The organism is Pseudalkalibacillus sp. R45, assembly GCF_052246725.1.
Taxonomy (GTDB): domain Bacteria; phylum Bacillota; class Bacilli; order Bacillales; family Fictibacillaceae; genus Pseudalkalibacillus.
Genome location: NZ_JBQQCL010000001.1, coordinates 223,308 through 249,817 on the forward strand (window position 1 = coordinate 223,308; position 26,510 = coordinate 249,817).

General features: G+C 39.7%; 28 protein-coding genes, 1 pseudogene and 1 riboswitch. Of the genes and pseudogenes, 13 read left to right on the plus strand and 16 right to left on the minus strand.

All coding sequences use genetic code 11. The features are described from left to right. Positions 1-77: 77 nt before the first annotated feature. From hydA to ACTWQL_RS01165, 4 genes are all read right to left on the minus strand, one after another. Entirely contained in the window at positions 78-1,493 is a 1,416-nt protein-coding gene (hydA, locus tag ACTWQL_RS01150; RefSeq protein ID WP_443140606.1) for a dihydropyrimidinase, read from the minus strand. A gap of 255 nt (positions 1,494-1,748) precedes the next feature. Further along, positions 1,749-3,035: an NAD-dependent dihydropyrimidine dehydrogenase subunit PreA gene (gene preA, locus ACTWQL_RS01155; RefSeq protein WP_443140607.1), complete on the minus strand. Its 1,287-nt coding sequence runs from the start codon at positions 3,033-3,035 to the stop codon at positions 1,749-1,751. A gap of 40 nt (positions 3,036-3,075) precedes the next feature. Beyond that, entirely contained in the window at positions 3,076-4,443 is a 1,368-nt protein-coding gene (locus tag ACTWQL_RS01160; RefSeq protein WP_443140608.1) for an NAD(P)-dependent oxidoreductase, read from the minus strand. A 99-nt stretch (positions 4,444-4,542) separates the two neighbouring features. Continuing rightward, entirely contained in the window at positions 4,543-5,433 is an 891-nt protein-coding gene (locus tag ACTWQL_RS01165; RefSeq protein WP_443140609.1) for a nitrilase-related carbon-nitrogen hydrolase, read from the minus strand. Positions 5,434-5,986: 553 nt separating this feature from the next. On the opposite strand from ACTWQL_RS01165, the gene ACTWQL_RS01170 reads away from it, so the two are divergent. Next, the gene (locus ACTWQL_RS01170) at positions 5,987-6,421 is read left to right on the plus strand and encodes a DMT family transporter (RefSeq protein WP_443140610.1); all 435 of its coding nucleotides are present in this window, start codon (positions 5,987-5,989) and stop codon (positions 6,419-6,421) included. A 544-nt stretch (positions 6,422-6,965) separates the two neighbouring features. Here ACTWQL_RS01170 and ACTWQL_RS01175 read toward each other — a convergent pair. The 6 genes from ACTWQL_RS01175 to ACTWQL_RS01200 all read right to left on the minus strand — a co-directional run bounded on the left by ACTWQL_RS01175 (position 6,966) and on the right by ACTWQL_RS01200 (position 10,334). After that, the gene (locus ACTWQL_RS01175) at positions 6,966-7,343 is read right to left on the minus strand and encodes an SH3 domain-containing protein (RefSeq protein ID WP_443140611.1); all 378 of its coding nucleotides are present in this window, start codon (positions 7,341-7,343) and stop codon (positions 6,966-6,968) included. Between the two features lie 212 nt (positions 7,344-7,555). After that, positions 7,556-8,131, minus strand: coding sequence for an NAD(P)H oxidoreductase (locus ACTWQL_RS01180; RefSeq protein WP_443140612.1), 576 nt, complete (start codon positions 8,129-8,131; stop codon positions 7,556-7,558). Between the two features lie 115 nt (positions 8,132-8,246). Then, positions 8,247-8,561, minus strand: coding sequence for an ArsR/SmtB family transcription factor (locus ACTWQL_RS01185; protein WP_408008397.1), 315 nt, complete (start codon positions 8,559-8,561; stop codon positions 8,247-8,249). A gap of 211 nt (positions 8,562-8,772) precedes the next feature. Further along, entirely contained in the window at positions 8,773-9,375 is a 603-nt protein-coding gene (locus ACTWQL_RS01190; protein ID WP_443140613.1) for a class I SAM-dependent methyltransferase, read from the minus strand. Between the two features lie 24 nt (positions 9,376-9,399). Beyond that, the gene (locus tag ACTWQL_RS01195) at positions 9,400-9,846 is read right to left on the minus strand and encodes a DUF2269 family protein (RefSeq protein WP_443140614.1); all 447 of its coding nucleotides are present in this window, start codon (positions 9,844-9,846) and stop codon (positions 9,400-9,402) included. 41 nt (positions 9,847-9,887) lie between these two features. Then, entirely contained in the window at positions 9,888-10,334 is a 447-nt protein-coding gene (locus tag ACTWQL_RS01200) for a DUF4267 domain-containing protein (protein ID WP_443140615.1), read from the minus strand. Positions 10,335-10,454: 120 nt separating this feature from the next. On the opposite strand from ACTWQL_RS01200, the gene ACTWQL_RS01205 reads away from it, so the two are divergent. The 4 genes from ACTWQL_RS01205 to ACTWQL_RS01220 all read left to right on the plus strand — a co-directional run bounded on the left by ACTWQL_RS01205 (position 10,455) and on the right by ACTWQL_RS01220 (position 13,890). Beyond that, positions 10,455-10,787 carry a winged helix-turn-helix transcriptional regulator gene (locus ACTWQL_RS01205; protein WP_443140616.1) on the plus strand — a complete coding sequence of 111 codons (333 nt, stop codon included), beginning with the start codon at positions 10,455-10,457 and terminating at the stop codon, positions 10,785-10,787. 640 nt (positions 10,788-11,427) lie between these two features. Next, the gene (locus tag ACTWQL_RS01210; RefSeq protein ID WP_443140617.1) at positions 11,428-12,174 is read left to right on the plus strand and encodes a DUF2087 domain-containing protein; all 747 of its coding nucleotides are present in this window, start codon (positions 11,428-11,430) and stop codon (positions 12,172-12,174) included. A 24-nt stretch (positions 12,175-12,198) separates the two neighbouring features. Next, positions 12,199-12,555, plus strand: coding sequence for a GIY-YIG nuclease family protein (locus ACTWQL_RS01215; protein ID WP_443140618.1), 357 nt, complete (start codon positions 12,199-12,201; stop codon positions 12,553-12,555). A 15-nt stretch (positions 12,556-12,570) separates the two neighbouring features. Continuing rightward, positions 12,571-13,890 (plus strand): condensation domain-containing protein, encoded by a 1,320-nt coding sequence (locus ACTWQL_RS01220; protein WP_443140619.1) that lies wholly within the window; start codon positions 12,571-12,573, stop codon positions 13,888-13,890. A 695-nt stretch (positions 13,891-14,585) separates the two neighbouring features. On the opposite strand, the gene ACTWQL_RS01225 is transcribed toward ACTWQL_RS01220, so the two are convergent. Further along, positions 14,586-15,089 (minus strand): GNAT family N-acetyltransferase, encoded by a 504-nt coding sequence (locus ACTWQL_RS01225; RefSeq protein WP_443140620.1) that lies wholly within the window; start codon positions 15,087-15,089, stop codon positions 14,586-14,588. A gap of 773 nt (positions 15,090-15,862) precedes the next feature. On the opposite strand from ACTWQL_RS01225, the pseudogene ACTWQL_RS01230 reads away from it, so the two are divergent. The 3 genes and pseudogenes from ACTWQL_RS01230 to ACTWQL_RS01240 all read left to right on the plus strand — a co-directional run bounded on the left by ACTWQL_RS01230 (position 15,863) and on the right by ACTWQL_RS01240 (position 19,745). Then, a pseudogene (locus ACTWQL_RS01230) lies at positions 15,863-16,776 on the plus strand (proline dehydrogenase family protein). A gap of 22 nt (positions 16,777-16,798) precedes the next feature. Then, the gene (gene pruA, locus ACTWQL_RS01235) at positions 16,799-18,346 is read left to right on the plus strand and encodes an L-glutamate gamma-semialdehyde dehydrogenase (protein ID WP_443140621.1); all 1,548 of its coding nucleotides are present in this window, start codon (positions 16,799-16,801) and stop codon (positions 18,344-18,346) included. 127 nt (positions 18,347-18,473) lie between these two features. After that, positions 18,474-19,745, plus strand: coding sequence for a PucR family transcriptional regulator (locus ACTWQL_RS01240; protein ID WP_443140622.1), 1,272 nt, complete (start codon positions 18,474-18,476; stop codon positions 19,743-19,745). Positions 19,746-19,950: 205 nt separating this feature from the next. After that, positions 19,951-20,063, plus strand: a riboswitch (TPP riboswitch). 329 nt (positions 20,064-20,392) lie between these two features. Here the strand turns inward: ACTWQL_RS01240 and ACTWQL_RS01245 are convergent. After that, positions 20,393-21,139 carry an aspartate/glutamate racemase family protein gene (locus ACTWQL_RS01245; RefSeq protein ID WP_443140623.1) on the minus strand — a complete coding sequence of 249 codons (747 nt, stop codon included), beginning with the start codon at positions 21,137-21,139 and terminating at the stop codon, positions 20,393-20,395. Positions 21,140-21,249: 110 nt separating this feature from the next. Between ACTWQL_RS01245 and pdxR the strand changes: the two genes are divergently transcribed. Further along, positions 21,250-22,656, plus strand: a complete 1,407-nt coding sequence (gene pdxR / locus ACTWQL_RS01250; RefSeq protein ID WP_443140624.1) for a MocR-like pyridoxine biosynthesis transcription factor PdxR — start codon at positions 21,250-21,252, stop codon at positions 22,654-22,656. 121 nt (positions 22,657-22,777) lie between these two features. Here the strand turns inward: pdxR and ACTWQL_RS01255 are convergent, their stop codons facing one another. The 4 genes from ACTWQL_RS01255 to ACTWQL_RS01270 all read right to left on the minus strand — a co-directional run bounded on the left by ACTWQL_RS01255 (position 22,778) and on the right by ACTWQL_RS01270 (position 24,241). Beyond that, positions 22,778-22,933, minus strand: coding sequence for a class I SAM-dependent methyltransferase (locus ACTWQL_RS01255; protein ID WP_443141439.1), 156 nt, complete (start codon positions 22,931-22,933; stop codon positions 22,778-22,780). Then, positions 22,917-23,180 (minus strand): class I SAM-dependent methyltransferase, encoded by a 264-nt coding sequence (locus tag ACTWQL_RS01260; RefSeq protein WP_443140625.1) that lies wholly within the window; start codon positions 23,178-23,180, stop codon positions 22,917-22,919. Before ACTWQL_RS01260 ends, ACTWQL_RS01255 begins: the two co-directional genes overlap by 17 nt. 118 nt (positions 23,181-23,298) lie before the next feature. After that, complete coding sequence (locus tag ACTWQL_RS01265) at positions 23,299-23,739, minus strand: AAA family ATPase (RefSeq protein WP_443140626.1); 441 nt, start codon at positions 23,737-23,739, stop codon at positions 23,299-23,301. 94 nt (positions 23,740-23,833) lie between these two features. Then, positions 23,834-24,241: a RidA family protein gene (locus tag ACTWQL_RS01270; protein ID WP_443140627.1), complete on the minus strand. Its 408-nt coding sequence runs from the start codon at positions 24,239-24,241 to the stop codon at positions 23,834-23,836. 283 nt (positions 24,242-24,524) lie between these two features. Between ACTWQL_RS01270 and ACTWQL_RS01275 the strand changes: the two genes are divergently transcribed. From ACTWQL_RS01275 to ACTWQL_RS01290, 4 genes are read left to right on the plus strand one after another with little or no spacing between them, the layout of a single operon-like run. Then, complete coding sequence (locus tag ACTWQL_RS01275; protein ID WP_443140628.1) at positions 24,525-25,274, plus strand: spore germination protein; 750 nt, start codon at positions 24,525-24,527, stop codon at positions 25,272-25,274. Position 25,275: 1 nt separating this feature from the next. Then, complete coding sequence (locus tag ACTWQL_RS01280) at positions 25,276-25,770, plus strand: GerAB/ArcD/ProY family transporter (RefSeq protein ID WP_443140629.1); 495 nt, start codon at positions 25,276-25,278, stop codon at positions 25,768-25,770. Further along, entirely contained in the window at positions 25,760-25,957 is a 198-nt protein-coding gene (locus ACTWQL_RS01285; protein WP_443140630.1) for a hypothetical protein, read from the plus strand. Before ACTWQL_RS01280 ends, ACTWQL_RS01285 begins: the two co-directional genes overlap by 11 nt. Positions 25,958-26,014: 57 nt before the next feature. Continuing rightward, positions 26,015-26,413 (plus strand): VOC family protein, encoded by a 399-nt coding sequence (locus ACTWQL_RS01290; RefSeq protein ID WP_443140631.1) that lies wholly within the window; start codon positions 26,015-26,017, stop codon positions 26,411-26,413. Positions 26,414-26,510 lie beyond the last annotated feature (97 nt).

Genomic DNA, 26,510 nt, shown 5'->3' on the forward strand with positions numbered 1-26,510 from the left:
TAGCACTTTATGTTTGAAACCACCATCGTCCCCAGTTTCCATGGGAATCAGAACCGGGAACAATGGCAGCTGAGACACTAGATTGTCAGTTTTTCATCAACTGGCTTTAACAACTGGTTATAACGAGCGCGTTTCAGATAATTACCGGTTCCAGGCTTACCGACAAACTGCTTATCACGAATGACGAACTCCCCACGTGAAAGGACGGATACTGCTTCTCCCGTGACTTTCATTCCTTCAAACGCATTGTAATCGACCGCCATATGATGCGCTTTTGCTGAAATCGTACGTTCGACATTCGGGTCGAAAATCACGATATCTGCGTCCGCGCCGACTGTGATCGTTCCTTTCTTCGGGAACAATCCGAACAGTTTCGCAATTCGTGTCGACATGATATCGACGAATTGGTTCAACGTAATCCTGCCTTTTTTTACTCCTTCAGAAAATAGAATGCTGACACGATCTTCTATCATTGGCCCGCCATTCGGAATCTTAGAGAAATCACCTTTCCCTAAATCTTTTTGTCCTTTGAAATCAAAGGAACATTGATCTGATCCTAATGTTTGCAGTTGACCGTTTTTCAACGCATTCCAAAGGACATTCTGGTTCCATTTTTCACGTAGCGGCGGGGACCAAACGTACTTAGCCCCTTCAAAATCAGGTTTTTCAAGGTAAGTTTGATCAAGCGTCAAGTATTGTGGGCATGTTTCCCCCCACACATCGAATCCTTTATTTCTTGCTTCTGCAATCTTCTCAACAGCATCTGCACATGAAACATGAACGACATACAACTGCGACTTCGTCAGACCAGTCAGTTGAGCAGCTCTTCCAGTCGCTTCTCCTTCCACCTCTGGCGGGCGTGTCAACGCATGGTAAATCGGGTCAGTCTGCCCTTTTTCCAACGCTTCCTTCACAAGGTAATCGATGACATCTCCGTTTTCCGCATGGACCATGACAAGACCGCCTTGTTCTTTAGCCATGATAAGCGTTTTGAACAGTGTTTCATCATCAGCCTGGAACACATTTTTGTAGGCCATGAACACTTTGAAAGAAGTGATTCCTTCTTTATCCATGATTTGAGGCAATTGATTGAGCACATCTTCGTTCAATTCCGAAATCATCAAGTGGAAGCTGTAATCGATTACGGCTTTATCTTTCGATTTTGCATGCCATACATCAATCGCATTCTGGAGAGGTTCCCCTTTATTGGTTAAGCAAAAGTCGATCACCGTCGTGGTACCCCCGAAAGCTGCCGCAATGGTCCCTGTTTCAAAGTCATCCTTGGATACTGTTCCTCCGAATGGCATCTCCAAGTGTGTATGAGGATCGATTCCCCCAGGGAAGACATAGCACCCTTTCGCATCAATTTTTTCTGCACCCTGGTCATCGAGGTTTTCACCTATTGCGATAATCCGCTCGTTTTCTATTAAAATATCAGCACTATACGTATCCGAAGCTGTGACAATCGTTCCGTTCTGAATGATTTTTTTCACGACCAAATCTCCTCCAGACTTTTTTTATTAGTTTGTTTCGCAAACGTTGTTGCTCTTGAAAGTCGTTGATTTCCGCTCCAGGATGCTCGCTTTCCGCGGGGCGTGCGGTGAGCCCACTCGTCGCCTTGCGACATTGAATGGTCTCACCTGTCCCGCTGATCCCGCAGGAGTCTCGCACCTTGCTCTCCAATCAACTTGTACAAGGTGTTTATTAAAAAAATGACTCAAAAGCAACAATCTTTTAGAAAAGAGCCTTTATTTAATAGGATCGGCACTCTGGCTCCGTAGTGCCCCTAAAGTTGCCTGCCGGTCATTCCAGGTCATCGGCTGGTGCTCACTAGAAACCTCAACCATATCGATCGCTCCATCGACAGGACAGACGATTGAACAAAGATTACAACCGACACAATCCTCTTCACGTACTTCCAAATAGGAATTACCATGTCCGTCCTTCAGCATATCGATACACTGATGCGATGTATCCTCACAAGCAATGTGGCACTTGTTACAGTTGATACAAACATCGTTGTTGATACGGGCTACGATTTTATAATTGAGGTCAAGGTTGCCCCAATCCGAATACTTCGGAACTGACTTCCCTACAATCTCCTGTACAGAAGCAATCCCTTTTTCATCAAGGTAGTTGTTCAACCCATCGATCATATCCTCTACGATACGGAACCCATGATGCATGGCAGCTGTACAAACTTGTACGTTAGAAGCCCCCATCAGCATGAACTCGACCGCATTCTGCCAATTCGAAACGCCACCCATGCCTGAAATCGGTACATTGATTCTTGGGCTGCGCGCACATTCTCCGACCATATTCAAAGCAATCGGTTTTACTGCCGGTCCACAATAACCGCCATGCGCTCCTTTTCCACCAACATGCGGGATCGTATTCCATGAATCCAAATCCACACCTGCTAAACTATTGATCGTGTTGATCATGCTGATCGCATCGGCACCACCACGGGCAGCCGCTTCAGCCGTCGCAGTGATATCCGTGATGTTAGGCGTCAGTTTGACAATGACCGGTGTCTGTGCGGCTTCTTTTGCCCAGTAGGTCTGTTTCTCAACAAGTTCAGGAACCTGCCCTGAAGCGGATCCCATCCCTCTCTCTGCCATACCGTGAGGACATCCGAAATTCAACTCAAGACCATCTACTCCGACTTCTTCTACCTTCTTCACGATTTCATGCCACTTCTCTTGTTGTGGTTCGACCATCAGGGAAGCGACAACGGTATGGTTCGGAAAGCGTTTTTTTGTTTCATAGATTTCCTGAAGGTTCACTTCAAGCGGACGGTCTGTGATCAACTCGATATTGTTGAATCCGGCGACACGTTGTCCGTTGAAGCTGACTGCAGCAAAACGGGAAGAAACGTTCAAGATCGGGTCTCCAAGAGTCTTCCAAACAGCTCCACCCCATCCCGCTTCAAACGCTCTCTGTACCTGGTAACCTGAGTTCGTCGGAGGTGCTGATGCGAGCCAAAATGGGTTCGGTGATTCAATTCCAGCCAGGTTCGTCCTTAAATCTGCCATTCTATTACTCCCCTTTCTTCTATGTTCTCCGTAGCAGTTCCTATGCTGTCACTGTTTCTTCTTTATATAACTTGTGGATTGCGTAAGCTGCTTTTTTCCCTTGTTGGGCAGCAGTGACGACCATCGCTTCTCCTTTTCCTTTTCCAAAAACGATATCGCCGCAGGCAAACACCTTCGGATTCGAGGTACGATAAGACTCTGAAACTTGTACGACACCATCGATATGTTCAAGATTGAACTGATCGATCAAACTTTGGTGTCTCGTTTGACCAATCGCTTTGATAACAGCATCGACAGGTAAAGTGAAATTGGATCCTTCGACCGGGACCGGACGCCTTCTACCATCTGCTCCGGGTATTCCGAGTTCCATTTTGATGCATTCGATCGCTTTGACACGCCCCTTTTCATCTCCATGGATTTTGACAGGCTGCGTCAACCAGCGGAATTCTACACCATCCTGCTTAGCAAATTCGTATTCGAAATCATAAGCACTCATCTCATCTTGTGTTCGTCGATAAAGGATTTTTACATTGCCGGCACCTAGACGGACTGAACAAGTCGCACCATCGATTGCAGTGTTCCCTGCACCAATGACGACCACGTTCTTTCCGACAAGAGCATTGGATAGAGATTTCGTTTTCGTGTCTTTGACGAACTCAATTGCGTCATGAACACCTTCCAACTCCTCCCCATCAATTCCGAGATCCGGCACATGACCCATGCCAGCTGCTAAAACAACATGATCGAAAGCATCCAACATTTCATCCGCAGAAATATCCCTTCCTACTGCTGTATTGGTCCGGATCTTTACATCAAGACCTTTAACTTGATCGACTTCCCAATACGAGATTTCTTGCGGCAGGCGGAAGGATACGATTCCGTATGTATTCAAGCCTCCTGCTGTCGGTGATGCTTCAAAAATCGTCACATCGTATCCCAGCAATGCCAGCTCACGTGCTGCTGATAGACCAGCAGGACCACCTCCGACAATGGCAACCGATTTTCCATTGCTTTGACCTTTTTGGAATAACACCTGATCGTTCTTGATTGCCCAATCCGTGGCATAGCGTTGCAAGTCACCAATCATGATCGGCTTAGTGGAATGATTGAGGACACAAGCCCCTTCACATAATTCTTCTGTCGGACAGACACGCGCGCAGCTCGCACCGACTGGGTTCGCTGTCATGATCGTCTTTGCAGAACCTTTTACATTTCCAGATGCGATTTTTTTAATAAACGTTGGAATGTCAATGCCGGTGGGACATGCCTGTATACAGGGTGCATCATAGCAATAAAGACACCGGTTTGCTTCTTCAACCGCTTCACGTTCGGATAGTGCTGGATGGACTTCTTGAAAGTTTTTCGGAAGTTCTGTCAGTGAAATATGCAGCTTTTCAGATTTCCCCACGTCAAAGCCCCCTTTTGGAGTTGTTAGTTTGTTTTCAAAACACATGAATAAAGGTGACTAAAACCCTGGTGTAAAGTCATAAGTCACCTTATTTGCCGTTTACGGTAGCAGCGATGTCATTTCGCCATAGGTTTCAGGTCTGCGATCACGATAGAACTGCCATACATCACGTACTTCACGGATCATTTTCTTATTCATTTCACCAATGATGACCTCGTCCTGGTCACGGCTTCCCATTGATACGAAATTTCCTCGAGGATCTACTAGATAGGATTGGCCATAGAATTCACCCATGTTCCACGGTCCTTCTGTGCCGACTCGGTTGATCGCTCCCAAATAGTAGCCGTTGGCAACTGCATGTGCAGGCTGCTCCAGCTTCCATAAGTACTCTGAAAGGCCCGCGACAGTTGCGGAAGGATTAAAGACGACTTCTGCTCCTCTCAAACCTAGTAATCTAGCACCCTCTGGGAAATGACGATCGTAACAGATATATACGCCTACTTTAGCAAAAGCTGTATCAAATACCGGATAACCTAGATTCCCTGGCTTAAAGTAATATTTCTCCCAAAAACCACAGCCCTCGTCGCCAACCTTTACATGCGGAATATGCTGTTTGCGGTATTTTCCGAGATAAGAGCCATCCGCATCGATGACGGCTGCTGTATTATAGTAGGTTGCGATTCCTTCACGTTCATAGATTGGTAAGATGATAACGACACCAAGTTCGCGGGCAAGCGCCTGAAACTGTGTTGTAGTTGGTCCATTCGGAATCTCTTCAGCAGAGTCATACCATTTTGAATTTTGCTCTGCACAAAAATAAGGTCCATAGAAAATTTCTTGTAGACAAATAATCTGTGCACCCTTCTCTGCTGCTTCTCTTACAAGCTTGACATGTTTTTCAATTGATTTTTCCTTATGGACGGCTACTGGCTCATTCCCATCCACATCATGAATTGCTTGGATCAGACCAATTTTCACTAAATCAGACATCTACATTTCCTCCTTCAATTCTTTTGATCTTGTATGTAGCACAAGCAAAAGGAACAACGACTTCAAGAAAATTTGACTGAATTGTTTGAATCTTAAGTTTATTTTACGGTGTCGAAAGAAGGTTTTCATTTGACAAAACGTCAAAACATCAGACTTCATTTTTGTTCAAAGTGTAAAGATGTGTAAAAACTCGTGAGGTTGGGTCTTTCAAAAATGCAGGTGGAACATCAGCGCAGTTCACTTATTTTAGAGGTTTTTCTGAGGAAAATATGAGTTGGATTGACAAGAAATTTTTCAGAAGAACGTCAGCCCCTCCTTTAACCTATATTTGAAAAACAAGCTGTTAGAGTAAAAACATATCATATGTTTTTTAAGAAGATTGTAGAATGATCGAAGAAAAAAACTGTTTTTTTGTCGTTTTTGTAATTTTCTTAAAATAAATTCCGTAACTTTTTACTTTATGTTAAAGTTTAGTTTAAAAGTGTCCAATATAGCATTCGAATACAGTCTTCCGTTTACGTTCAAATTTGATGGAAAAGGTGTTGCATACCTAATGAATTTGATGATGGTCATAATCGTGTTCATCGGTGGAATTGCAGTTGCTGTTCAAGCTGGTGTAAATGGTGGTCTTGGAAAACAGGTCGGGGTCATTGAAGGTGCATTTCTGTCTTTTCTTATTGGAACGGTCACCTTGTTTCTTATGATGATCTTTTTTGGAAAAGGAAACATCTTGCAAGCAATCGCTGTGCCCCGATGGCAGCTGATCGGCGGTGTTCTTGGTGCTTTTTATGTGTTTGCAATGGTATTGGCTGTTCCGAAAATCGGCGTTGCCGCTTCCCTCATATCTGTCATTGCAGCACAACTTATCACGAGTTCCGTCATCGATCACTTCGGCTGGCTTGGCATGAAACAAATTCCAATTGACGGAAAACGGATTCTAGGATTTTGTTTCCTGATCACCGCACTTTATCTGTTTACGAGAAAATAAGGGGACCAATTTATTAACAGGTTCCGTTTTGAGGTACAAAAACAGAATTCATAGTCTAACAGACAGTTTCGCATATGAATAACCACAAGAAAGAGGCTGGGACAAAACTATAACCGTCAACAGAAAAGACGAAAAATAAAATATTTTCGATATAATGAAAGACGAAAAGCGTAGGCAACATCCGTAGACTCCTGCGGGAACAGCACGAGTCGAAGACCCCGGAAGAAAGCGGTCTGTACTTTCTGAGGAGGCTGAGGCCGTGCCCGCGGAAAGTGAAGGATGTTGACAAAGCGGTACCTTCATTTATTGTTCACTAAAGAAACCCTAGACAAATTGTTAACGGGTTCACTTGTGAGGTGCAAAACACAAAAACGCAGACCAAATCACAAGCAAAATTACGTATAAGGTATTTAAGGATTCACAGTATAAATCACAAAAAAAGGCTTAGAGGAAAATTTCCTCTAAGCCCATTCTTTTATACGACTTTTTTAGATCATCTTCCGACCATTCAATATCTCTTTTTGATGGTTTATGTTAAAGTCTATTAGGACTTTTGTTTCTTAACATTTTCTTTCGGTACCCAGCCTTCTTCAGATGTACCTAGGTTCTTAACCCAAAACCAGCCATTAAGCTCTTTTTGTTTTAAGAGCTTCTCTCCAACTTTTACATCCAATTCTCTTGCTATATAATCTTCTAAAATCACTCCCTGTTTTCCATCATTCTCTATTATTTGATCAGGAACCCAGCCCTCTAAACTTTTATCCGTTGTATAGCAATAAATCCAGTTATCCCAATCTTCATTTTCATTATATTTTTCTCCAACAAAAACGGATTGTCCCTTGAAAAGTTTAATCGGGTTAGGGTGATTACTTAAATGTTCCTTTGCTACTATGAAAACCTCATTATCATTTTTTTTATTCATAATTGACTCCCTCCATTGTCTAAATCTTATAAACTGCCTCTAACTTAATAATAATAATTTGATAGTTTGCACAATCGGTTATTCTAGGATATGGCCCATATATGTAAAACTAACGCCTTCTTATTCCTGAAGTGCCCCCGATTCTTGAATAACAACTTAACCCTAGCTTTAGCGGAAAGGTCACATAGTCGCAATTAAGAAAACCTCAAGACTTAATATTTGGCGTAGTGCAGTCCTAGAGTATAAGCTCGAGTCAACCACTCTTTCATATATCCGGGCTTTAAATTTATGGTTTCATATAATAGTTCGAATTGCGAATTTTGGATCCCGCAATAATCCGCCAAACCAACATTGAAATATCTTGACATCATCTTATCGTACTGCCTCTTCTCAAAACGCTCAATTGGCGCACCGGCCAGGCTTAGCCATAACACTTTTTCATGCTTAAGCTTTCCTGGTCCGTAAGCATACCCGTAGTTCCAAACGCGATCTATATACCCTTTTAGTAAGGCGGGCATGCTCCACCACCAGAGTGGAAATATAAAAGCTAGGGCATCATGTCTTTTCATGCGTTCCATTTCGGTCTCAACCTCCGAAGAGTATTGTTGAACCTCGTTTGACCAATCAGGTTCATCCTCTTCCCAAAGTACTGGATTGAAACCGCTACGATATAGATCTAATACCTCTGTTTCGTGACCAGCTTTTTTAAGGCCTTCGACGAAATGACCAGCAACTTTAAAAGTCAAGGAGTTCTCTCTAGGATGAGTAACAACTGTTAGTACCTTCACTATGATCCCTTCTTTCCTTTAGTTTTTTTCCATAATAAATTGTTAGTTTTTAGACTAACTCAAAAACATATTTATATATCGGGAAATCTCGATATATATGGGTAAGAAAAACCAATTAAAGTTTTTCTTTTAAGTATACGGATACATCTTGAATCGTTTTTTCATTTCTTCGGTAGTAAGTCCATTTTCCGTGTCGTTCAGATTTTAACAAGCCAGCCTTCTGCATCATAGCTAGATATTGAGATGTCGTTGATTGTGACAATTGTGCTTTCTTTTGAATAACACCTACGCATACGCCACCTTTTTCATCAATATTTTTTGGATCTTTGCCCGGGGGATTGTCAAAGTGTTTTTTTGGTTCTTTCAACCATCTCAATATTTCTATGCGTGTTTCATTTGATAGGGATTTAAAAATATCGATATACTTCATACTTTTAAACTAATCGACTTTTCCCGATATGTCAATGTAAAAATTTTAAAAGTTACTCCTTTTAACAGCCGTATATAAAAATGGACGCCTTCTTATTCCAGAAATGCCCCCTTTAACGGAGAAAAGGACGTAATCCAATATTTTTGAATTGCGCCTGTTCTGGAACTATAAATCTTCATACCTACTTATCTTCCCCAGGTTCACTACCTCTTTACTTTCTTTTCTTTAGTATCACTATGTTTCCTTTCATCCCTTCTTGGCTAAAATCAACAATCTGAATCGGGAGCACTTTTCCACGATTAAGATATTTACTAAAGTATTGATCGATTGATTGTTCCGTCACAGCGACATGATTCCCCCCCTCTTTTGGATCACGACACCCTCTGAGTAACATCATTCCATCGGGTTTAAGGATACGGGCAATCTCTCGTGCAAATTTATCTCGTTCCTCTTCGACAATTACATGAAAAGTCCCGCGATCATTTACAAAGTCTACGGAGTGGTCTTCAACCGGTAAATTTAAGACATTCCCTTGACGCCAGTCAACTTGTACCCCTGCCTCCTTAGCCCGTTCAGCAGCAATCTTGAGGGCTTCTGCACTAAGATCCACCCCAATCGTATTTAAACCCTGTTGTGCAAGAAAAACCGCTTCTCGACCTGCTCCACAGCCAATATCCAAAGCCACTGTCTCCACTGGAAAGTTTATAGTGGCAACAAAAGCAACCAACTCTTGCGAAGGGTACGGAATATCCCATTTATACTGAAAACCGCCACTGATATATTCATTGTCCCAATCACTATTGTTCATTAACATATCTCCCTCCTCAAAGTTTAATTCTTAAAGCGGCTTAAACACCATCAAAAAAATTGAGATAAAAACAGATAAATTGGCAACCCCCTCTAACCATAAAGAGCGTCTTCGGCTGCGCCGGTATGAGTCAGGCAGTGTATCACCTTGTGTTTGCTGCAGCAGTGAAAGCTGTTGCTTAATGCCGGAGGGGAGCAGAACGGCTAGGATGACCAGAATGACGAAGAAAATCGCAATTGAGAGCCAATACCACGGCTCCTTAAAAAGATAAGTGTGTTGGAATCCCAGCGCAAGTCCGGTAACAAACAACATAGTGCCTCCGATTTTTGGTAAGACCCCGATTTTTTTCAAAAGTTTTAATCCAAATTTAGCCTGCCCCACCGTACGGACGGAACTCATAATCAATGGGTAGCTAATAACTGCGACGATAGCAGTTACAGCAGAGAGGATATGGATGAACAAAAGGTAAATATACATAGGTAAACCCTCCAATTTAAATGACTAGGTTTATCATTCTGTTAAAGAATTTCCGGTACGTCTTCTGACTTACTAGAAAGCCATGCTTCTTTAGATCGGTGTTCTTCTCGATATAACATCCAACCTACAACAAATACATATATCACAGTAGCAATATGAATCCAAGAAGGTGTTTTATCTACTGCATGCGTTAATACCAATATTGCATCTACTATAGGCACTAAGACTGCCGTTAACATAAAAACAAGTAATGCTTTTCTCATACGAAATACCATCATGACTAGTAGGAGGATACCAATAAACAAATCACGATCTGCCTTTATAAGAACAAGATATCTATCAGCAGTGTCATGCAACGGTATACCAAACCCCCGAATTGCGGCTTCTGGCTGGATAAAGCCTTTTACTCCTAAAAACAACATCAACAGCGTGACAACACCTACCAACCAAAATGTTAATGACCTTGGTCCCCAATATAATTTACTCATTTGTCTTTCTCCCTTTCCACCTCTATATTTATTGACTTAATTGTATATCGGTAATAAAATTCTGTTAAGAACGCACTTTAAAGTAATACACCTACTTAAAAGTAAGGGACTGATTTATCAATGATACATCAGCGCGAATGTCCAATCGAAACAGTCATTCATGTTATGGGCGGCAAATGGAAGCCGGTTATTTTATGGCATTTGATGGAATCGACTAGGCGATTCAACGATTTGGAAAAGCTCATACCTAATGTCTCTCAAAAAATGCTTACCCAACATCTCCGAGAGTTAGAAAAAGAAGGCGTGATTGAACGAACGGTATACCCAATCGTCCCTCCAAAAGTAGAATACTCATATAGTGAATATGGTAAAACATTGATCCCTGTAGCAGAAGTCATGTGTGCTTGGGGAGAAAATCACAATGAGCGAAAACGAAAAGAACCAGCGTCTTAAAGCCGGTTCTTTTCTACCTTTCTTTCGCGCTTTAATGAAAACCACTCAGGTAAAACCCGTCATCTCTCTTGGTAAGGGTTTACTTGTGACGTGCAAAAAGCAACGCAGACCAAATCACAAGCACAAGGTAAATCACATAGTATTCGTTTAATTATTCACAGTATAATTCACATTAAAAAAGGCTTAGAGGAAATTTACCTCTAAGCCTTTTCTTTATATACTTATTCAATTAGTTCCAAATAATTGAACAACGAGGATAATCTTTAGAATTGCGACTAATTGTGGAGGGTCTTATTAAAGATGCCCATGTAAATTTAATTACAAGTTTCACAAATTATATCAAATTAATATTTTTTGTATTATTTTACATGTGACATCACTCGAGTGACCATATTCATAGGTAATAAATTACTAAAAAGTTCAATGGTCTCCCATTAAAAAAGTATAAAATCACGCTTACAATTCATCGTTAATATTTTTAAACGTAATATGTTATTGTTTGCTTATAAACTGATATAAAAATAATTTGTTGGATTTACCCTTGACTGACACTAAATATTATTGTAATTTGTTTATAGATATACAAACGAAATTAATTTTTGTTTGTTTTATTTGAAAACGATAGGAAGTGTTTATACCAATGGAAATATCAAATATTTTTTGGAGTGCCTCTTTGGAAGAGTTGAAAAGTGGGTATATTCAAGACAGTCGTTCATTTACTTGTCTTTTATGTGGGGAAAGAATAGAAAAAGAGATTGTTTATCCTTACGGAAATAGACTTTACGAAGCCGAAAGATATATACGTATTCATATTGAAAGTACCCACCAATCCGTATTTGAATATCTAGTTTTCATGGACAAGAAACTTACGGGTCTTACTGAACATCAAAAGAAACTATTATCCCTTTTTTATCAGGGGAAAAATGACAAAGAAATTCAAAAAGAACTAGGCATTGGAAGTGCCTCTACTATTCGTCATCATCGATTTGCTCTAAAAGAAAAGGAACGTCAGGCAAAAACCTTTTTAGCTATGATGGAATTACTGAAAGAAAAGGATAAATATGAGCCAGCCTTTGTACCAGTGCATAAAACAGCCACAATGGTAGATGAAAGATATAACATTACTCAAGATGAACAAGCTCAAATTGTTAATAAATACTTTTCCCAAGGATTATTAACTAAGTTTCCCAAAAAGGAAAAACAAAGACTTGTAATTCTTAGAGAAATTACCAGCCATTTAAAAACGGATTACCACTATGATGAAAAAGAATTAAATCAAATTTTAAAAGGTTTTTATGAGGATTATGTTCTAATAAGAAGATATTTGGTTGAATATGGATTTTTAGATCGTAAACCTGATGGGAGTAATTATTGGTTAAAAAAGTAAATAAAGAACAGTAGGTGAAAAAATATGGATCGCAAAAAAGAGCTGAAACAACAATTTAAGGAAACATCTGTTGAAGCAGGAATTTATCAGATAAAGAATACGTATAACAATAAAATATTGGTTGGAAGCACGAAAAACTTTAAAAATTTAAATGGAATAAAATTTATGCTTGAAACAAATGGGTATACCACTAACAAAGAGCTACAAAAGGAATGGAACCAGTACGGAAAAGATGCTTTCATGATTGACATACTAGAAAAAGTGAAAAAGAATGTTGAACCCTATTTTAACGAAAAAGAGGCACTACTCGCTCTTGAAGAAAAATGGCTAGAAAAGTTACAACCATATGGAGAACGTGGTTATCACCAAAAACAGTCTTAATAAGGAGACAAAATTATGGAACAAAGAAAGTATTCAGTAACACCTCAAGATAGAATGAATTATTTATTAGGTCTTTATTCTGCAGATCAACAAATTAATGCAGTTCTTTATTTTCCTGTAGGTATATCAGAGAAAATACTTGAACAATCAGTAAGGATAACGTTACAACTGCAGCCAGTTTTGAACAGCCGTTTTGTCGAAAATGATATTCCTTACTGGGAGGAACATTCACCTAGTACTAATTCTTCCATTTGTCTTTTTGCAGAAGGAAATGATCAAGAAGTTGAAATGATGGCAATAGATTTTATTCAGAAATCTGGAGATCGTATACAGGGGCCCATGGTTCAAACAAAATTATTACGAGGCATTACAACAGATATCTTAGTTGTGAAATTGTCCCATCTATGTTCAGATGGTGCAGGAGTCAAGGAATATATTAATTTGCTGGGAACTGTTTATACCCAACTTTCCATGGGTCAATCTAAGTATAAAATTATCAAGGAATATAATGAGGCGAAAGAGAGTTTTCGTGAGCAAGCACCTGTATTCAAATATGCTGGCATATCAGACATAAAAAGTGCGTATCGTCCTAGCCAAGAACAAAAGGCATCACTATGGTCTTTTCCATCTCAGCCGAACAAAAACGCATACCCACAAATGTCCGTACGGCGGATGAGCCATGAGCATACTCTTCGGCTAATCCAATGGACAAAAGCACAACAGGCTAGCTTGAATGATGTCATTATGACTGCTTATTTCCGAACTTTATCAAGTTTTACTGTATATGCAGAACCTCGCACCGCAGAAAAAATGATCGGTTTAACAATTGATTTACGTCGATATCTTCCTAATCATACAACTGGTGCTATCTGCAACTTATCCGGTATGGAAATGCCAGTGATTAAAATGGAAGCTGATGAAACATTTAATCAGACTCTCGTTCGAGTCAAACAATCAATGGATAAAATAAAGTCTCAAAATCCGGGTCTTTCTTCAGCCGCAGGAATGGAGCTACTGGCAGGTATGAAGCTATCTGCGGTGAAGGAAATGTATAAGCAGCAATACGAACAGGCTTTACAGATGGGGATGGCGTTGCCGTTACTAACAAATATCGGGGTGATAGCAGATGAACCTATTAAATTTGGTGAAATTCAAGCAGAGGACGGGTATATGACATCACCTATTATGTATGCACCATTCTTTACAATGGGGGCAAGTTCTTATAATGAAAGACTTACATTTACGATTGGTTATCATACGCCGGCTACACCAAAAGAAGAAGTAGATCAATTTTTAGAAAGTTTGGTTAATAAGCTATTAAAAATCATAAACTAATAGGTGGGAGAAAATTTTTAATAGAGTTATCAGATGAGGACTTTTTGGCAACCGAATACACGAAATGGTCTTTTACTGATATAGCAATTCATAAACTAGTTTCATGGTTAAATCTTGAACGTATTAAAAACACTGAAATTGGATACTGTCCTTTTCATTTTGCATCAACACATAAATTATAACAATTAATTTGTGGCGAACATCATTTTTTCAACAAAGAGCTTCTCTTGATCAAAGAGAGCGCTCTTTGTTGAAATCCCTTCGCTGTTTCTTCTTCAGTGAATCCTTCATATTTAAGCATGATGAATATTTCATTACAATCTAATTAAATAAATCTCCAAACTTGTTCCATTAAAGGCCATTTTGTGGATTAAATATAAGAATCTCTTACTCTAGAAAACTCCGTTTGTTGAATACGTTTAATGATTCACAGTATAATTCACATTACAAAGGCTTAGAGGAGATTCTCCTCTAAGCCCATTTCTTTATATTACTTATTCAATTAAAGCCCCCTATTACTGAACAATAGACACAATTCCTTATTCTTGAATCGCGCCCTATACAGGAGGAATAACTTAACCATTGCTGACTAAAATAGTTAACGATTAATTCAACTAAACCTTTTAATGTAAAACCAACAATTATTAGAAAACCGAACGCCAGTTTGTGCAGACACAAAGTGCTGACCAAACCATCTAAAGATCACGAACATTCCAAACGATTTCGCCGCGCTCGTCCCACGTGCTGTGGTCCCGCTTAAATCCTATTTTTTCAAGTACTCGAAGGGATGCAACATTCCAGGAGCGTACTGTTGACCAGAGCCGGTGGCGTCCGGTGGCAATTGCACCATCCAGGACAACGGAAGCCGCTTCAGTCGCATAACCATTTCCATGTACCCTACGGAACAGCTCGTAGGCGATCTCTGGCTCTTCAAGTGTAGAACGACCAATAACCAATCCGCAGTACCCAATATTATCTCCTTCATCTCGGCGACGAATGGTGAGTGGAGCGATACCATTTTCCAATGCTTTATTACGTAAACTGATGACTTTGTCACGAGCAACATTGGGAGTGGGCATATCCTGGCCACGTTCCGCAACAAGTTCCCTATACCAGGATGCATCTGATTCCCTCCACATACTCAGTGACAGTCGATCGGTTTCCATCTCAAACTCCATAGGTTTAAAATTAGCTTTCATCGCAAAAACACGCTCCTCGTCTCATAGTTTTTCAAATTTACTTTTCTAAGCCCCGCCTTACAAATCATACACGCCTCACATTTTCGCATTTTATTTTACACTATCAGTAGTTACATAGTTGTTTCATACAACAATTTTATTTTTCATTTTGATACAAAGCAAAATCTCTTATTTTACAATCTGACCCCTATTATGGATTAATTTTAGGAACCTCTTATTCCAGATAACTGCCCGTTCGAATACCTAACATCAATGTTTCACAACTATATTTTAACATATTTTTCTAGTGTCCTTCGAAAACGCATACAAAATCGGAACACAAATCACACCTAAATTCACAACTCTCCAATATTTATTTCACACTTGTAAAATGGCATGTGAATTCATATGTTATTTAGTAATTAATCTTCAGGAAGTCTTGATTTACAATAAAAAACGCACTGTGAATTTCGTTGTGAAAAAACTCCAGTGCGTTTTGATTTGATATTTACTTGTTTGCACCTATGAAGTAAACCCGTTAACAAATTGTTCGGGGTTTCTTTTGAACAAAGTTCATTTGTTGTTACTCCCTTAACACCTCCTATTCGACGTTATTTCCTTCCTTTTGTGTGTTAATCATAAAACGGCACTGAAAATATTGTGTTGTGAGCACGTTGTCTCGACCTGATCATCATCGATATAATTTTCTTAACAATCAAATAGTTAAACGGATTTCGTCGTTTACCTTCCCCTGACAGCAGGGAAAAGTGTTGAATAAGGAAGGTGTGGTGAGCTTGGAGGTCATAAGTAAACGCTTCTTGTATCTCTCCAATAACAAGGTATTAGATCGATTAGCAAAACGTTGGGGAGCAAGATTCGGGGCTGACAAGATTATTGGGGGAGAAACTTTCTCTCATGCAATTCCTTTGATCAAACAACTGAACCTTGATGGATTTCAAGTTACAGTCGATCACTTAGGGGAATTCGTCAATTCCGTCGATGAGGCAAAAAAACATACGCAGGAGTGTCTCCAGAGTATTTGTTCTATTACTCATCATCAACTCGATTCTGAGGTCTCTGTGAAACTGACATCATTGGGTCTGGATATCAGTCATGAACTGGTTATGGAAAACATGGAACTGATTTTGTCAAAGGCAGAGGAAAATGGAATCACGGTGACCATTGACATGGAGGATTCCTCTAGATGCCATGCAACTCTTGAGATTTATAAGATATTAAAACAGAAATGCAGGAATCTGGGAACTGTAATTCAATCCTATCTCTATCGATCAAATGAGGATGTAGATGCTCTTCAAAGTTATGCCCCCTATCTCAGACTTGTAAAGGGAGCTTATAAGGAACCCAGTAAAGTGGCTTTTCCTGAGAAGCGAATGTTGATGAAAATTTAAAAAGGCTCATCAAGAAAAATCTCTTGAATGGGCATTACACTGCTGTTGCTAGCCATGATGATGCCATGATCGATTACACCAAAGAGTTGGTGGAAGAACACGAAATCCCAAGAGACCGTTTCGAGTTTCAAATGCTCTATGGAATGAGAAGTCAAATGCAGACTGACCTTGTCAAAGAAGGATATACAGTCCGTGTTTATCTGCCTTATGGGGAAGATTGGTACGGCTATTTCATGAGACGTTTAGCTGAAAGACCTGAGAATATTGCGTTTGCAATCAAAGGAATTTTCAGCAAATAAAAATTGAAAGGAGAATTTCATTATGGTAACACCATATAAACATGAACCATTTACTGATTTCACACTAGAGGAGAATAAAAAAGCTTTTGAAGAGGCTTTACGGAAAGTAAAAGATGAATTGGGTCAAAACCACGATTTACTTGTAAACGGTGAAAGAATACGTACCGAAGAACAAATTGTTTCTAGAAACCCGGCCAATACAAAACAAGTTGTGGGTCATGTCTCAAAAGCGAATCAAGAGATTGCTGATCAAGCTGTGGAATCCGCTTCAGAAGCTTTTAAAAGTTGGAGAAAATGGGATGAAAGAGCACGTGCCGAATTACTTTTCCGTGCAGCAAGCATCATTAGACGACGTAAGCATGAATTTTCCGCGTATTTGGTTTACGAAGTAGGTAAACCATGGAAAGAAGCGGATGCAGACACAGCAGAAGCGATCGATTTCTTAGAATATTACGGCCGCCAAATGATTGAATTGAAAGAAGGTAAACCAGTCGAAAGCCGTCCGGGTGAACAGAACCGCTACATTTATACGCCAACTGGTGTAGCTGTCGTTATACCACCTTGGAACTTGGCTCTAGCTATCATGGCGGGTACTACTGTCGCACCGCTTGTAACAGGGAGTACAGTCGTACTGAAGCCTGCCAGCAACAGTCCAGTAATCGCAGCCAAATTCGTCGAGGTTCTAGAAGAAGCTGGCCTTCCGAAAGGCGTCTTGAACTTCGTACCTGGAAGCGGAGGAGAAGTTGGTGATTACCTTGTCGATCATCCGAAAACCTCCCTTATTTCCTTTACAGGTTCACGCGCAACTGGAACTCGTATCATCAAGCGTGCTGCTGAAATCCAGGAAGGTCAGAATCATTTGAAACAAGTGATTGCTGAAATGGGCGGTAAGGATACAGTTGTCGTTGATAACAAATCCAACTTAGAAACAGCTGCTGAAGCCATCGTTGTATCTGCCTTTGGCTTTTCCGGGCAAAAATGTTCATCAGGTTCACGTGCTGTCGTCCATGAAGATGTCTATGACGAATTGCTCGAGATGGTAAAGAAACGCACTGAAGAATTGACCGTTGGAAATGCTTCAGAGCAAAATGTTTATATGGGACCGGTGGTCGATCAAAGTGCCTTTGACAAAGTGATGAGTTATATCGAAATCGGGAAAGAAGAAGGACGCCTTATTACAGGTGGTAAAGGTGATGATTCTGAAGGCTACTTTATCGAACCTACTATTTTTGCTGATCTCGACGCTAATTCCCGTATGCAACAGGAGGAAATATTCGGTCCTGTCGTCTGCTTTACAAAAGCGAAAAATTTCGATGAGGCGATTGAGATTGCCAACAATACTGAATATGGATTAACAGGAGCGGTCATCTCTGATAACCGGGAACACCTTGAAAAAGCAAAATACGATTTCCATGTAGGTAACCTATACTTCAACCGCAATTGCACAGGTGCCATTGTTGGCTACCAACCATTCGGAGGATTTAAAATGTCAGGCACCGATTCTAAAGCAGGCGGACCAGATTACTTGGCCCTTCATATGCTAGCCAAGACAATTTCGGAAAAATATTAATCCAACCCCATTTTCTAGGATCATCTAACTAAGCTCTCCCATCAACCGGGGGAGCTTTTCCCTTTTCATTCCGAAATAACCCGCTATAATAAGGTATAATAGCCCCCACGGAAAGGTAAGGATTCCTATGGAAATAAAAGAATTGATCCTCCAAGCAGAAGATATACATAAAGCAACGGAACTGATCAGCTCAAAGCTAGGTAACCCTGTGATTATTGAAAATAAAAATTTTGAATTGATTTCTTACAGTTCCTCATTCGATCAATTCGATCTAACACAGCAGAAGACAATCCTTTCGAAGAAATGTCCAATCTTCATTATTGATCGATTGAAGAAAGAAGGAATTGTTCACCGCCTTGAGAAACATTCTGACCCGATACGTGTCCATTCTATGGAGGAGTTAGGATTCCACCAACGTGTTGTAATTGCAGCCAAGTACCTTGGAAATACCATGGGATATATTTGGATCCAGGAATCCGATCAACTTTTACAAAGTGATGATCTTGCCTTCCTGGAAGAGATCTCCCCTCACCTTGGTCATTTGATCAATGATGTTTATTCAGAGGATAATGCCAAAAAGGGTAGAAAAGAGGAAATTTGGTGGCAGTTGCTTCATCACGAATATGGAAGTGAAAGTCAATTACGCCATGATGCATCATTGGCCAAACTCACTTTACCAGAACGGTTTTCTGTCGTCGTTTTTTCTATAACAGCATCTCCGTATAAATCAATGCTCGATCTTCTTGAAAAAATGGTCCACAATTCTTATATTCATTCACAAATTTATACTTTGAAAACGGAATACCAGGTAATAGCGGTCCTCTATGGGAAATCAGACAAGAAGTTTTCTTCACTGGAATTAGCCAGGAGCATGATTGAAAAGGTCAAGGACGAAACAGGGGAAGAAAAATTTTATAACTTTTTGATCGGGGTCGGAAAAGAATACACCTCATTGTATCATTTGAGAAAAAGTTTTCTAGAAGCCCTTGAGGTCATTGAAACGGCAAACTTTATCAGTCCTCGTCCTGAATCGATGCCACGGGAATTCGCGCATCTAGGAATATATCGTTACTTAGCCACTCTCTATGAAAAGAACAGTTCTAAAGATTACTATAGTGATGATTTATTATCATTGATTAAGAATGATGCAGAAAAACAGACGGATCTGCTTCGAACGCTTGAAGTGTATTTAGCTAATGACGGAAAAGGTAAGCAGACCGCTAATGAATTGTTCATCCATCCGAACACCTTGAATTACCGGATGAAAAAAATACAAGAACTAACGAATATCGATTTCAACGACTTCAACATGAAAGTCTACCTATATACTGAATTATTATTACTCAACAATGTCGAAGCTTACTACCAACGGTATAAAGGTGCTGTAAAAGAAATTTGATCAAAAGCATAGATTTTTTATTGTTGATTCCTGCGAAATTCACTCCCTTTCCGAGGGCGAACCGTGAGCCTCCTCACGAATTTACACAGTTCATTGCGAGGTCTCAACCAGCTCGCTGTTCCCGAATGAGTGTCGTGAATTTTGTTAAAAAATCAACAGCGAAGATTAACAAAGCCATTATATTAAATTAGAAATCAAATTTAATAGAAGTAACTAGGGGAGTCCAATTGTTGGGTCTGAGAGAGAAACACGTAAGTTTCTTGACCTTTTGGACCTGATCTGGATCATACGAGCGAGGGGAAGTTAGATATAACCTCTTTTTATTAAGATGATACTTCTACATATGAAGCCGGGTCCAACCTTTTTGGATCCGGCTTTTTTATGTTCAGCTTCCCATAAAGTTGGGCTTGTTCGGGATCTCGTCCTTTCAAATCTTAAGAAGGAAAGATTGATAATGCCAACAACTTCATTGCATAGACACCTATTGGCAGTTTTTCGGCTTCGCCAAAAGAACCACGGACTCAATTCTATTTCTCGCATCGGAACTTGATATCAGGTTTTGAACCTTGTACGTAAACTTTCTTACTACCTGTGTAACTTGACATGATGGAAATGTTTTTTTCATCATGGTGTCTCTTATTTTTCTATCAGCTTTTAATAATTTCCTTCATTACAGGAATATCTTTTTTCTTATTATTGTCCTCTTCCATTGCGAGCTCTACTGCAGTTTTTGCATGTATGAATGTAGTATCGAACAGTTTCATGCCTGTGTCTTTCTGTTTGACCAGGAGTGGTATTTCTGTACAACCAAGAATAACACCTTGAGCCCCCTTCTCTCTTAGTCGTTCAATCACATCAAGATATCGTTCCTTCGAGTTTGGAATCATTTTTCCTTGGCATAGTTCATTAAAAATCACATCGTGGACGATTTCTTGATCCTCTTCGTTGGGGGTGATCACTTGTATATTGTGTTTCAGTTGGAAACGATCTTTATAAAAGTTGTTATCCATTGTATATTTTGTTCCTAATAACCCGACACAGTCTAGACCAGCTTCTTTTATCTTAGAGGCCGTTGTATCAACGATATGCAATAAAGGAACAGATAGATTGCTCTGTACTTCTCCTGCCATCTTATGCATGGTATTGGTACATATCAAAATCAAGTCAGCGCCTGCTCTTTCTAACGTAACCGCAGCATGGATCATTTTGTCCGTAGCCAAGTCCCATGCCCCGGATTTTTGCAGTTGGACAATCTCCTCAAAATCAAATGAATAGAGCAGGCACTTTGCTGAGTGTACCCCTCCCAATTCCGATCTCACTTGTTCATTGATGATCCGATAATATTCCGAAGTAGACTCCCAGCTTAAACCGCCAATTAAACCTATTGTTTTCATCACTGTACCTCCAATTGACTTTATGAGAAGGATAACATGATATACTGGTATGTAACAGAACCACTTTAACATCAATTTCATAGTACCAATTCTGATTAGGAGGACTTTCTTTGCTGAATTTCTCTGTCAATCGATTTTCTGATAAGACACTACCCCAACAGGTCTATGATCAAATAAGTAACAGAATATTGAACAATGAATTCCAAGCCGGGGAACGACTTCCTTCTTCCAGGGAACTTGCAAATAATATCGGTGTGTCACGGAATGTTGTCTTAGAAGCGTATGACCAATTAGTGATCGAAGGATATATAGAAGTCAGACCTGGGTCTGGAACTTATGTATCCCAAGGTTCTTCGTTATTGGTAAAAAAAACAAAGCAACCATTGGAATTAGAAGATCAAAACCATGTTTCGAATCCCCTTCCATCGGTTGATGCCATCGACTTTAAAGCAAGCAACCCTGCCATGGACTATTTCCCAAGAAGCGTCTGGGGGAATCTTACCAAGGAAGTTTGTTTACATTCAGAGGATGGTTTATTTGGGTATAACCCTTCCCAAGGGATCTTCGAACTAAGAAATGTTTTAAGCCGTTATCTTTCAAGAGTTAGAGGCGTAAAATGCCATCCTGAACAAATCATCATTACATCAGGGGCGACACAAGGTCTTTATTTGATCACAAAGTTCCTGACGACTCATAACAAAAAAGTTATCATCGAGGATCCAATCGCTGATGAGATGCTTCCTATCTTTAAAAACGCCGGGGCGGATGTTTTGTCAGTACCGGTAGATGACAAAGGGATAATGACCGAATGCATGCCAACCAATCATGATCCCAGCTTCATATTCGTAGTTCCATCCCATCAATTTCCATTAGGTGGCACCTTACCTATCCAGAGAAGAATCCAATTGATTGAATATGCGAGAGAACATAATGCTTACATTGTTGAGGATGATTATGACAGCGAGTTTACTTATGATGGAATTCCTGTCGCTTCTATGCAAGGGTTAGATCCTGATAACGTCATGTATGTCGGAACATTCAGTAAAATCTTATCTCCTTCCCTCAGAATCGGATATATGGTGTTGCCCTGGCATCTCGTGGAACAATTCCGACAAAAAAAATGGTATCAGGATAGACATACCGGTACGATTGATCAGATGGTTTTAGCTCATTTCATTAAGGAGGGCTATCTGGATCGGCATGTTAGAAGGATGAAAAGCATCTATAAACAGAGAAGGGAAGCAATGGTCCGTTCAATCAGCAAACACTTTAGTCATTTCAAAATCCATGGTAAAGCAGCTGGAATGCATTTAGTATTGGAATTGGAGGGAGTTGATTTCACTGAAAAATTGGTCAATCGTATAAAAGACCAAGGCGTAATCATCTATCCAATAGAACCATATACCATTTCAAAAAGGAAACATAAAAATAAGATTGTTATGGGATATGGTAGTCTAACCGAAGATTTAATAGAAGAAGGGGTTTCACGCCTAAAGACTGTTTTAGAGAACCTTTAAGGGAAATACAATTTGATCTTTCGCCTATGAAACCCTAAAACAGAGGCGTAAGAATAAAGAATCAACTTGGAATAGATGATAATCTTCCACATTCCGGCCATAATTGCTTCAAATAACTTCATTAACAAGAAGTAAAAATGACCAGTCTCCCTTTTTCTAAAACTCTGAAAGCTTCGTGAAATGGAGCTATTAAATTATTGAAATGGTGAATGGATAAGGTGCAGGCGATTCCATCAAAGGCGTTATTCTTGAAGGATAGTTTACCCGCATCGGCGATTTCCTAATTTATAGTTTTTGATTTGGCTTATTGCTTGCTGAAGCATTTCATACGACAGATCACAGCCAGTCATATTCAAACCTGTATTTTCTAGAGCAACAGTATAATTACCTGTTCCACAAGCAATATCAAGTACTTTACTTCCATTTGGTACTTGCAAATGATTTCTTAATCGTCTGGTAATCTCAGAATCAGCTTTACGGGTGGTGTCATAATTTAAACCAATATGATCGTACAAAGCAACCATCCCTAATAACCCTCCGTTTCCTGATTCGAATACTAATCTTATGTCCTTTGTACCTATGAGTATCCTTCGAAAATTTTTCAAAACTTACTGAAGAAAAAATTCGTTCGTTAAAAATAGATTATTCAAGTTCTTCTTGAAAAGGAGGTTCAAACGACTGTATCCATTCTTTAAGCATATCTTCAGTTAGTGGAAATGCATATTGTGGAAGTTGAGTATTTCTTTTTGCAAGACGTTTTAAAAGGATCTCTTCAGGTACATTTAAATAATGGATTTTAAAGTCAGCACCTAATTCTGCTGCTCGTGATCGAAAATCATCTCGTTCACTACGCCCCCAAAACCCAAAGTCTAAAATAACATCAGCGCCAATAGATAAAACTCTAGCAGCAACATCCCAAAGTAGACTTTCGACTAAATCGTGTCTAGCATCATGTTCCTTTTCAACCATATCTTGTCCAAACAAGCGAATATGCCATTCATCAGGAGTTAGTCGAAGTGCAGAATACTTCTTTTCAAGTTTACATGCAAGCGTGGTTTTACCACTACACGGGAGACCAACCATTATATGAAGTGTCGCGATAGTACTCAGCTCCAATCTTTCACAACACTTATTCTTTTAATTATCACGGATGAAATCTAAATATTCATAGTCATATTCAACGTTTTTCTAATGCTGCTACAGCTTCGATTTCCACCAATTGATTTGCATAGCCTAATACGGTAACTCCAGATAAGGTGCTTGGAACATCATGATCTCCAAACTCATTTCTTATTGTTTCCCATGCTGTTACCAGATCTGATTGGTTTTGAGATGCTACAAGAACCCTGGTATATACAACGTCATTCAATGAAGCACCACACTCTTTCAATGCTTCTTTCAAATTCTCAACACATAATTTAGCTTGAAGCTTATAATCACTTAAATTAAGTACTTCTCCGTCTCTATTAAGAGGACAGGCTCCTGCTAGAAATAGTAACTCCATTCCCGAAGGTACGCGACTGGCGTATGCATAATCAACTTGAGCTAAATTTGTTGAATGAATGAATGATATTTTATTATTCATTTATTTCCTCCTTGTTGTAATACATATCCACAAATTAGATGCTATATTATTTATTCGATAATACTTCGATAAGTTTTTTACATCTCCTTCTTACACCATTAGATGTACCTTAAGTAGAATACTTCTTGTTAAATCTCCAACTGACACTCATTGAAGATCAACAGATAAAGCATAGCTGCCAGATAAAGAGTCAGAGTCTTTTAGACAAACCCACATCTATGCATATCGATAACAATATTTGGCAAACTAAATGGAAACCTATTTTCACTAAGGGGACCTTCATATGAGTTTGAAAATCAGAAAGAGACGTGAAAATAAACAAACAAATGAAAAACAAGATCAGAAAAAGACCCTCCTTTCTTCAGATTTGAAACAAAATGAACAGTCGCTCAAAGAAATCTTTTCTGATTGTTATGACGTCATCTACCATTCATATCAATTCAGTGAAGATTATAAGGCGCATGCAGTGGTCGTCTTTTGTGAAACGATCGTCCAAAATGAAAAAGCGAACCTTTTGAAAGAAGTCATGCAAGTTCTTGTCACCCATGAAGTTGGTCCTGCAAAAGAGGTTGACATCTCTAAGGTCAAAGAATTTTTCACACATTACGGCGTGACTTCCCGTGCAGTAAAAGTCGTAGATACACTCGAAAAAATGACAGATAAAATACTCGAAGGCCACTTCGTCATTCTCTTTGATCATTGGCACAAGGTCTTGACCTATGACGCCTTTGCTGTTGAAAAACGATCCGTTGGAGAGCCTCAGAATGAAGTTGCTGTAGTTGGACCTCGCGAAGGTACAATTGAAAATTTGACCAAGAACATCGGCATGATCCGCTCCAGGCTAAAGTCGAAGAATTTGAAATTTAAAAATAAGAAGTTCGGCAATGAAACAAAAACCAATGTCACCTATGCCTATTTAGATGGCACTGTGCCAGAAGATACACTTGAAGAATTTGAAAAAAGATTCTACGAGATCGACCAAGAAGAAGTCATCGAGACATCTTGCTGGCCTTACTGTAAAGGCTGGTATTGAAGTGATTGCACGGATGTTCCATGCCCTTCTTTATTTATTATTCATGATCATTTTGTTGATTCTACTTTTGAACTTGACTCATTATCACCCACAATATTTATTACCGGTGCTTCCAGAAGGCTGGAAACCGATCTTGCACGCTGCATATGTAGGGTTCGGATTTCCATATATGGATATCATGTATTTCGCGATGATCCTTCCTTTTCTAAGACGTGAAAAGAATCGCCCCTTCAAAAGGTGGATGTTTCTCGGCTTATTGATCAATGGCGTAATATTAGCACTGACAATGATCGCTTCCATCATGATTTTCGGTCCAATTACATCTTATGAAAAGTTTCCAATATTTGAAGCGGCTCGGATCATCGAGATCGGGGAAATCATCCAACGTGTAGAGTCGATTTTCGGAATAGCCCTCATTTTTGGCTCATATGAAAATCACGCTGATGCTCTTAATCATCAACGAAGTAGCCACGCAACTATTCGGTTTGAAAGATAAACGTGCCTTTGTGTTTCCGAACGCCCTACTCGTCTTTCTCTTTTCTTTGACGATGTTCCGAAATGACGTGGAACTCGGGGAAAGTGGGATGATGGAATCGATGCTTGCCTTTTTCATGGCATTTATTCCATTGTTGGTAATTGTCTCGGTTACCAGTCTTTTTAAAAAAGATAATAGAACTGTCTAACTAACTTTATGCTGATGCTCTGTTATACTTTATATAAAAGCAAGGGAGAGTGGATCAATGGCAAACTTATATCCTTACATATTCAGCAAAGATGCAAAAAGACAAGCAGACTTTTATGCTCAAGCTTTAAAAGGAGAAGTTGTAAATGTTCAAACCTTTGACCAAGCACCAGGTTCTCCACCAGAAATTGCTGACAAAGTGATGCATCTGACTCTACGGATTGCAGGTCAAACATTTTTTATGGCTGATGCTGTTAGGGAACCTGTTCACAAGGGAAGCAATTTGAATCTCGTCCTTGAGTACAAATCAGAAGATGAAGCACGTGAAGCATTTGATGGACTATCTGACGGCGGGAACGTGTTAATGCCATTTGAAAAGGTATTCTGGGGAGCAATGTTCGGTCGAATTGAAGATCAATACGGTGTTACGTGGCAAATTACGACAGAACACGAGTAAAAACGTCAAAAAAGGTTTTAAGTGTCATATAAAAGGGTAATGTCTTATGTCTGGCATCTATCCCATGTGCCGGACTACACAGGATTTCCCCTGCTTT

What these genes read in the sequence shown, in the direction of transcription:
- preA (WP_443140607.1), bottom strand. Translation starts at nt 3,035, where the DNA reads ATGGCAGATTTAAGGACGAACCTGGCTGGAATTGAATCACCGAACCCA.
- ACTWQL_RS01165 (WP_443140609.1), bottom strand. Translation starts at nt 5,433, where the DNA reads ATGTCTGATTTAGTGAAAATTGGTCTGATCCAAGCAATTCATGATGTG.
- ACTWQL_RS01170 (WP_443140610.1), top strand. Translation starts at nt 5,987, where the DNA reads ATGAATTTGATGATGGTCATAATCGTGTTCATCGGTGGAATTGCAGTT.
- ACTWQL_RS01175 (WP_443140611.1), bottom strand. Translation starts at nt 7,343, where the DNA reads ATGAATAAAAAAAATGATAATGAGGTTTTCATAGTAGCAAAGGAACAT.
- ACTWQL_RS01185 (WP_408008397.1), bottom strand. Translation starts at nt 8,561, where the DNA reads ATGAAGTATATCGATATTTTTAAATCCCTATCAAATGAAACACGCATA.
- ACTWQL_RS01190 (WP_443140613.1), bottom strand. Translation starts at nt 9,375, where the DNA reads ATGTTAATGAACAATAGTGATTGGGACAATGAATATATCAGTGGCGGT.
- ACTWQL_RS01195 (WP_443140614.1), bottom strand. Translation starts at nt 9,846, where the DNA reads ATGTATATTTACCTTTTGTTCATCCATATCCTCTCTGCTGTAACTGCT.
- ACTWQL_RS01200 (WP_443140615.1), bottom strand. Translation starts at nt 10,334, where the DNA reads ATGAGTAAATTATATTGGGGACCAAGGTCATTAACATTTTGGTTGGTA.
- ACTWQL_RS01205 (WP_443140616.1), top strand. Translation starts at nt 10,455, where the DNA reads ATGATACATCAGCGCGAATGTCCAATCGAAACAGTCATTCATGTTATG.
- ACTWQL_RS01210 (WP_443140617.1), top strand. Translation starts at nt 11,428, where the DNA reads ATGGAAATATCAAATATTTTTTGGAGTGCCTCTTTGGAAGAGTTGAAA.
- ACTWQL_RS01215 (WP_443140618.1), top strand. Translation starts at nt 12,199, where the DNA reads ATGGATCGCAAAAAAGAGCTGAAACAACAATTTAAGGAAACATCTGTT.
- ACTWQL_RS01220 (WP_443140619.1), top strand. Translation starts at nt 12,571, where the DNA reads ATGGAACAAAGAAAGTATTCAGTAACACCTCAAGATAGAATGAATTAT.
- ACTWQL_RS01225 (WP_443140620.1), bottom strand. Translation starts at nt 15,089, where the DNA reads ATGAAAGCTAATTTTAAACCTATGGAGTTTGAGATGGAAACCGATCGA.
- pruA (WP_443140621.1), top strand. Translation starts at nt 16,799, where the DNA reads ATGGTAACACCATATAAACATGAACCATTTACTGATTTCACACTAGAG.
- ACTWQL_RS01240 (WP_443140622.1), top strand. Translation starts at nt 18,474, where the DNA reads ATGGAAATAAAAGAATTGATCCTCCAAGCAGAAGATATACATAAAGCA.
- ACTWQL_RS01245 (WP_443140623.1), bottom strand. Translation starts at nt 21,139, where the DNA reads ATGAAAACAATAGGTTTAATTGGCGGTTTAAGCTGGGAGTCTACTTCG.
- ACTWQL_RS01260 (WP_443140625.1), bottom strand. Translation starts at nt 23,180, where the DNA reads ATGGTTGCTTTGTACGATCATATTGGTTTAAATTATGACACCACCCGT.
- ACTWQL_RS01265 (WP_443140626.1), bottom strand. Translation starts at nt 23,739, where the DNA reads ATGGTTGGTCTCCCGTGTAGTGGTAAAACCACGCTTGCATGTAAACTT.
- ACTWQL_RS01270 (WP_443140627.1), bottom strand. Translation starts at nt 24,241, where the DNA reads ATGAATAATAAAATATCATTCATTCATTCAACAAATTTAGCTCAAGTT.
- ACTWQL_RS01275 (WP_443140628.1), top strand. Translation starts at nt 24,525, where the DNA reads ATGAGTTTGAAAATCAGAAAGAGACGTGAAAATAAACAAACAAATGAA.
- ACTWQL_RS01290 (WP_443140631.1), top strand. Translation starts at nt 26,015, where the DNA reads ATGGCAAACTTATATCCTTACATATTCAGCAAAGATGCAAAAAGACAA.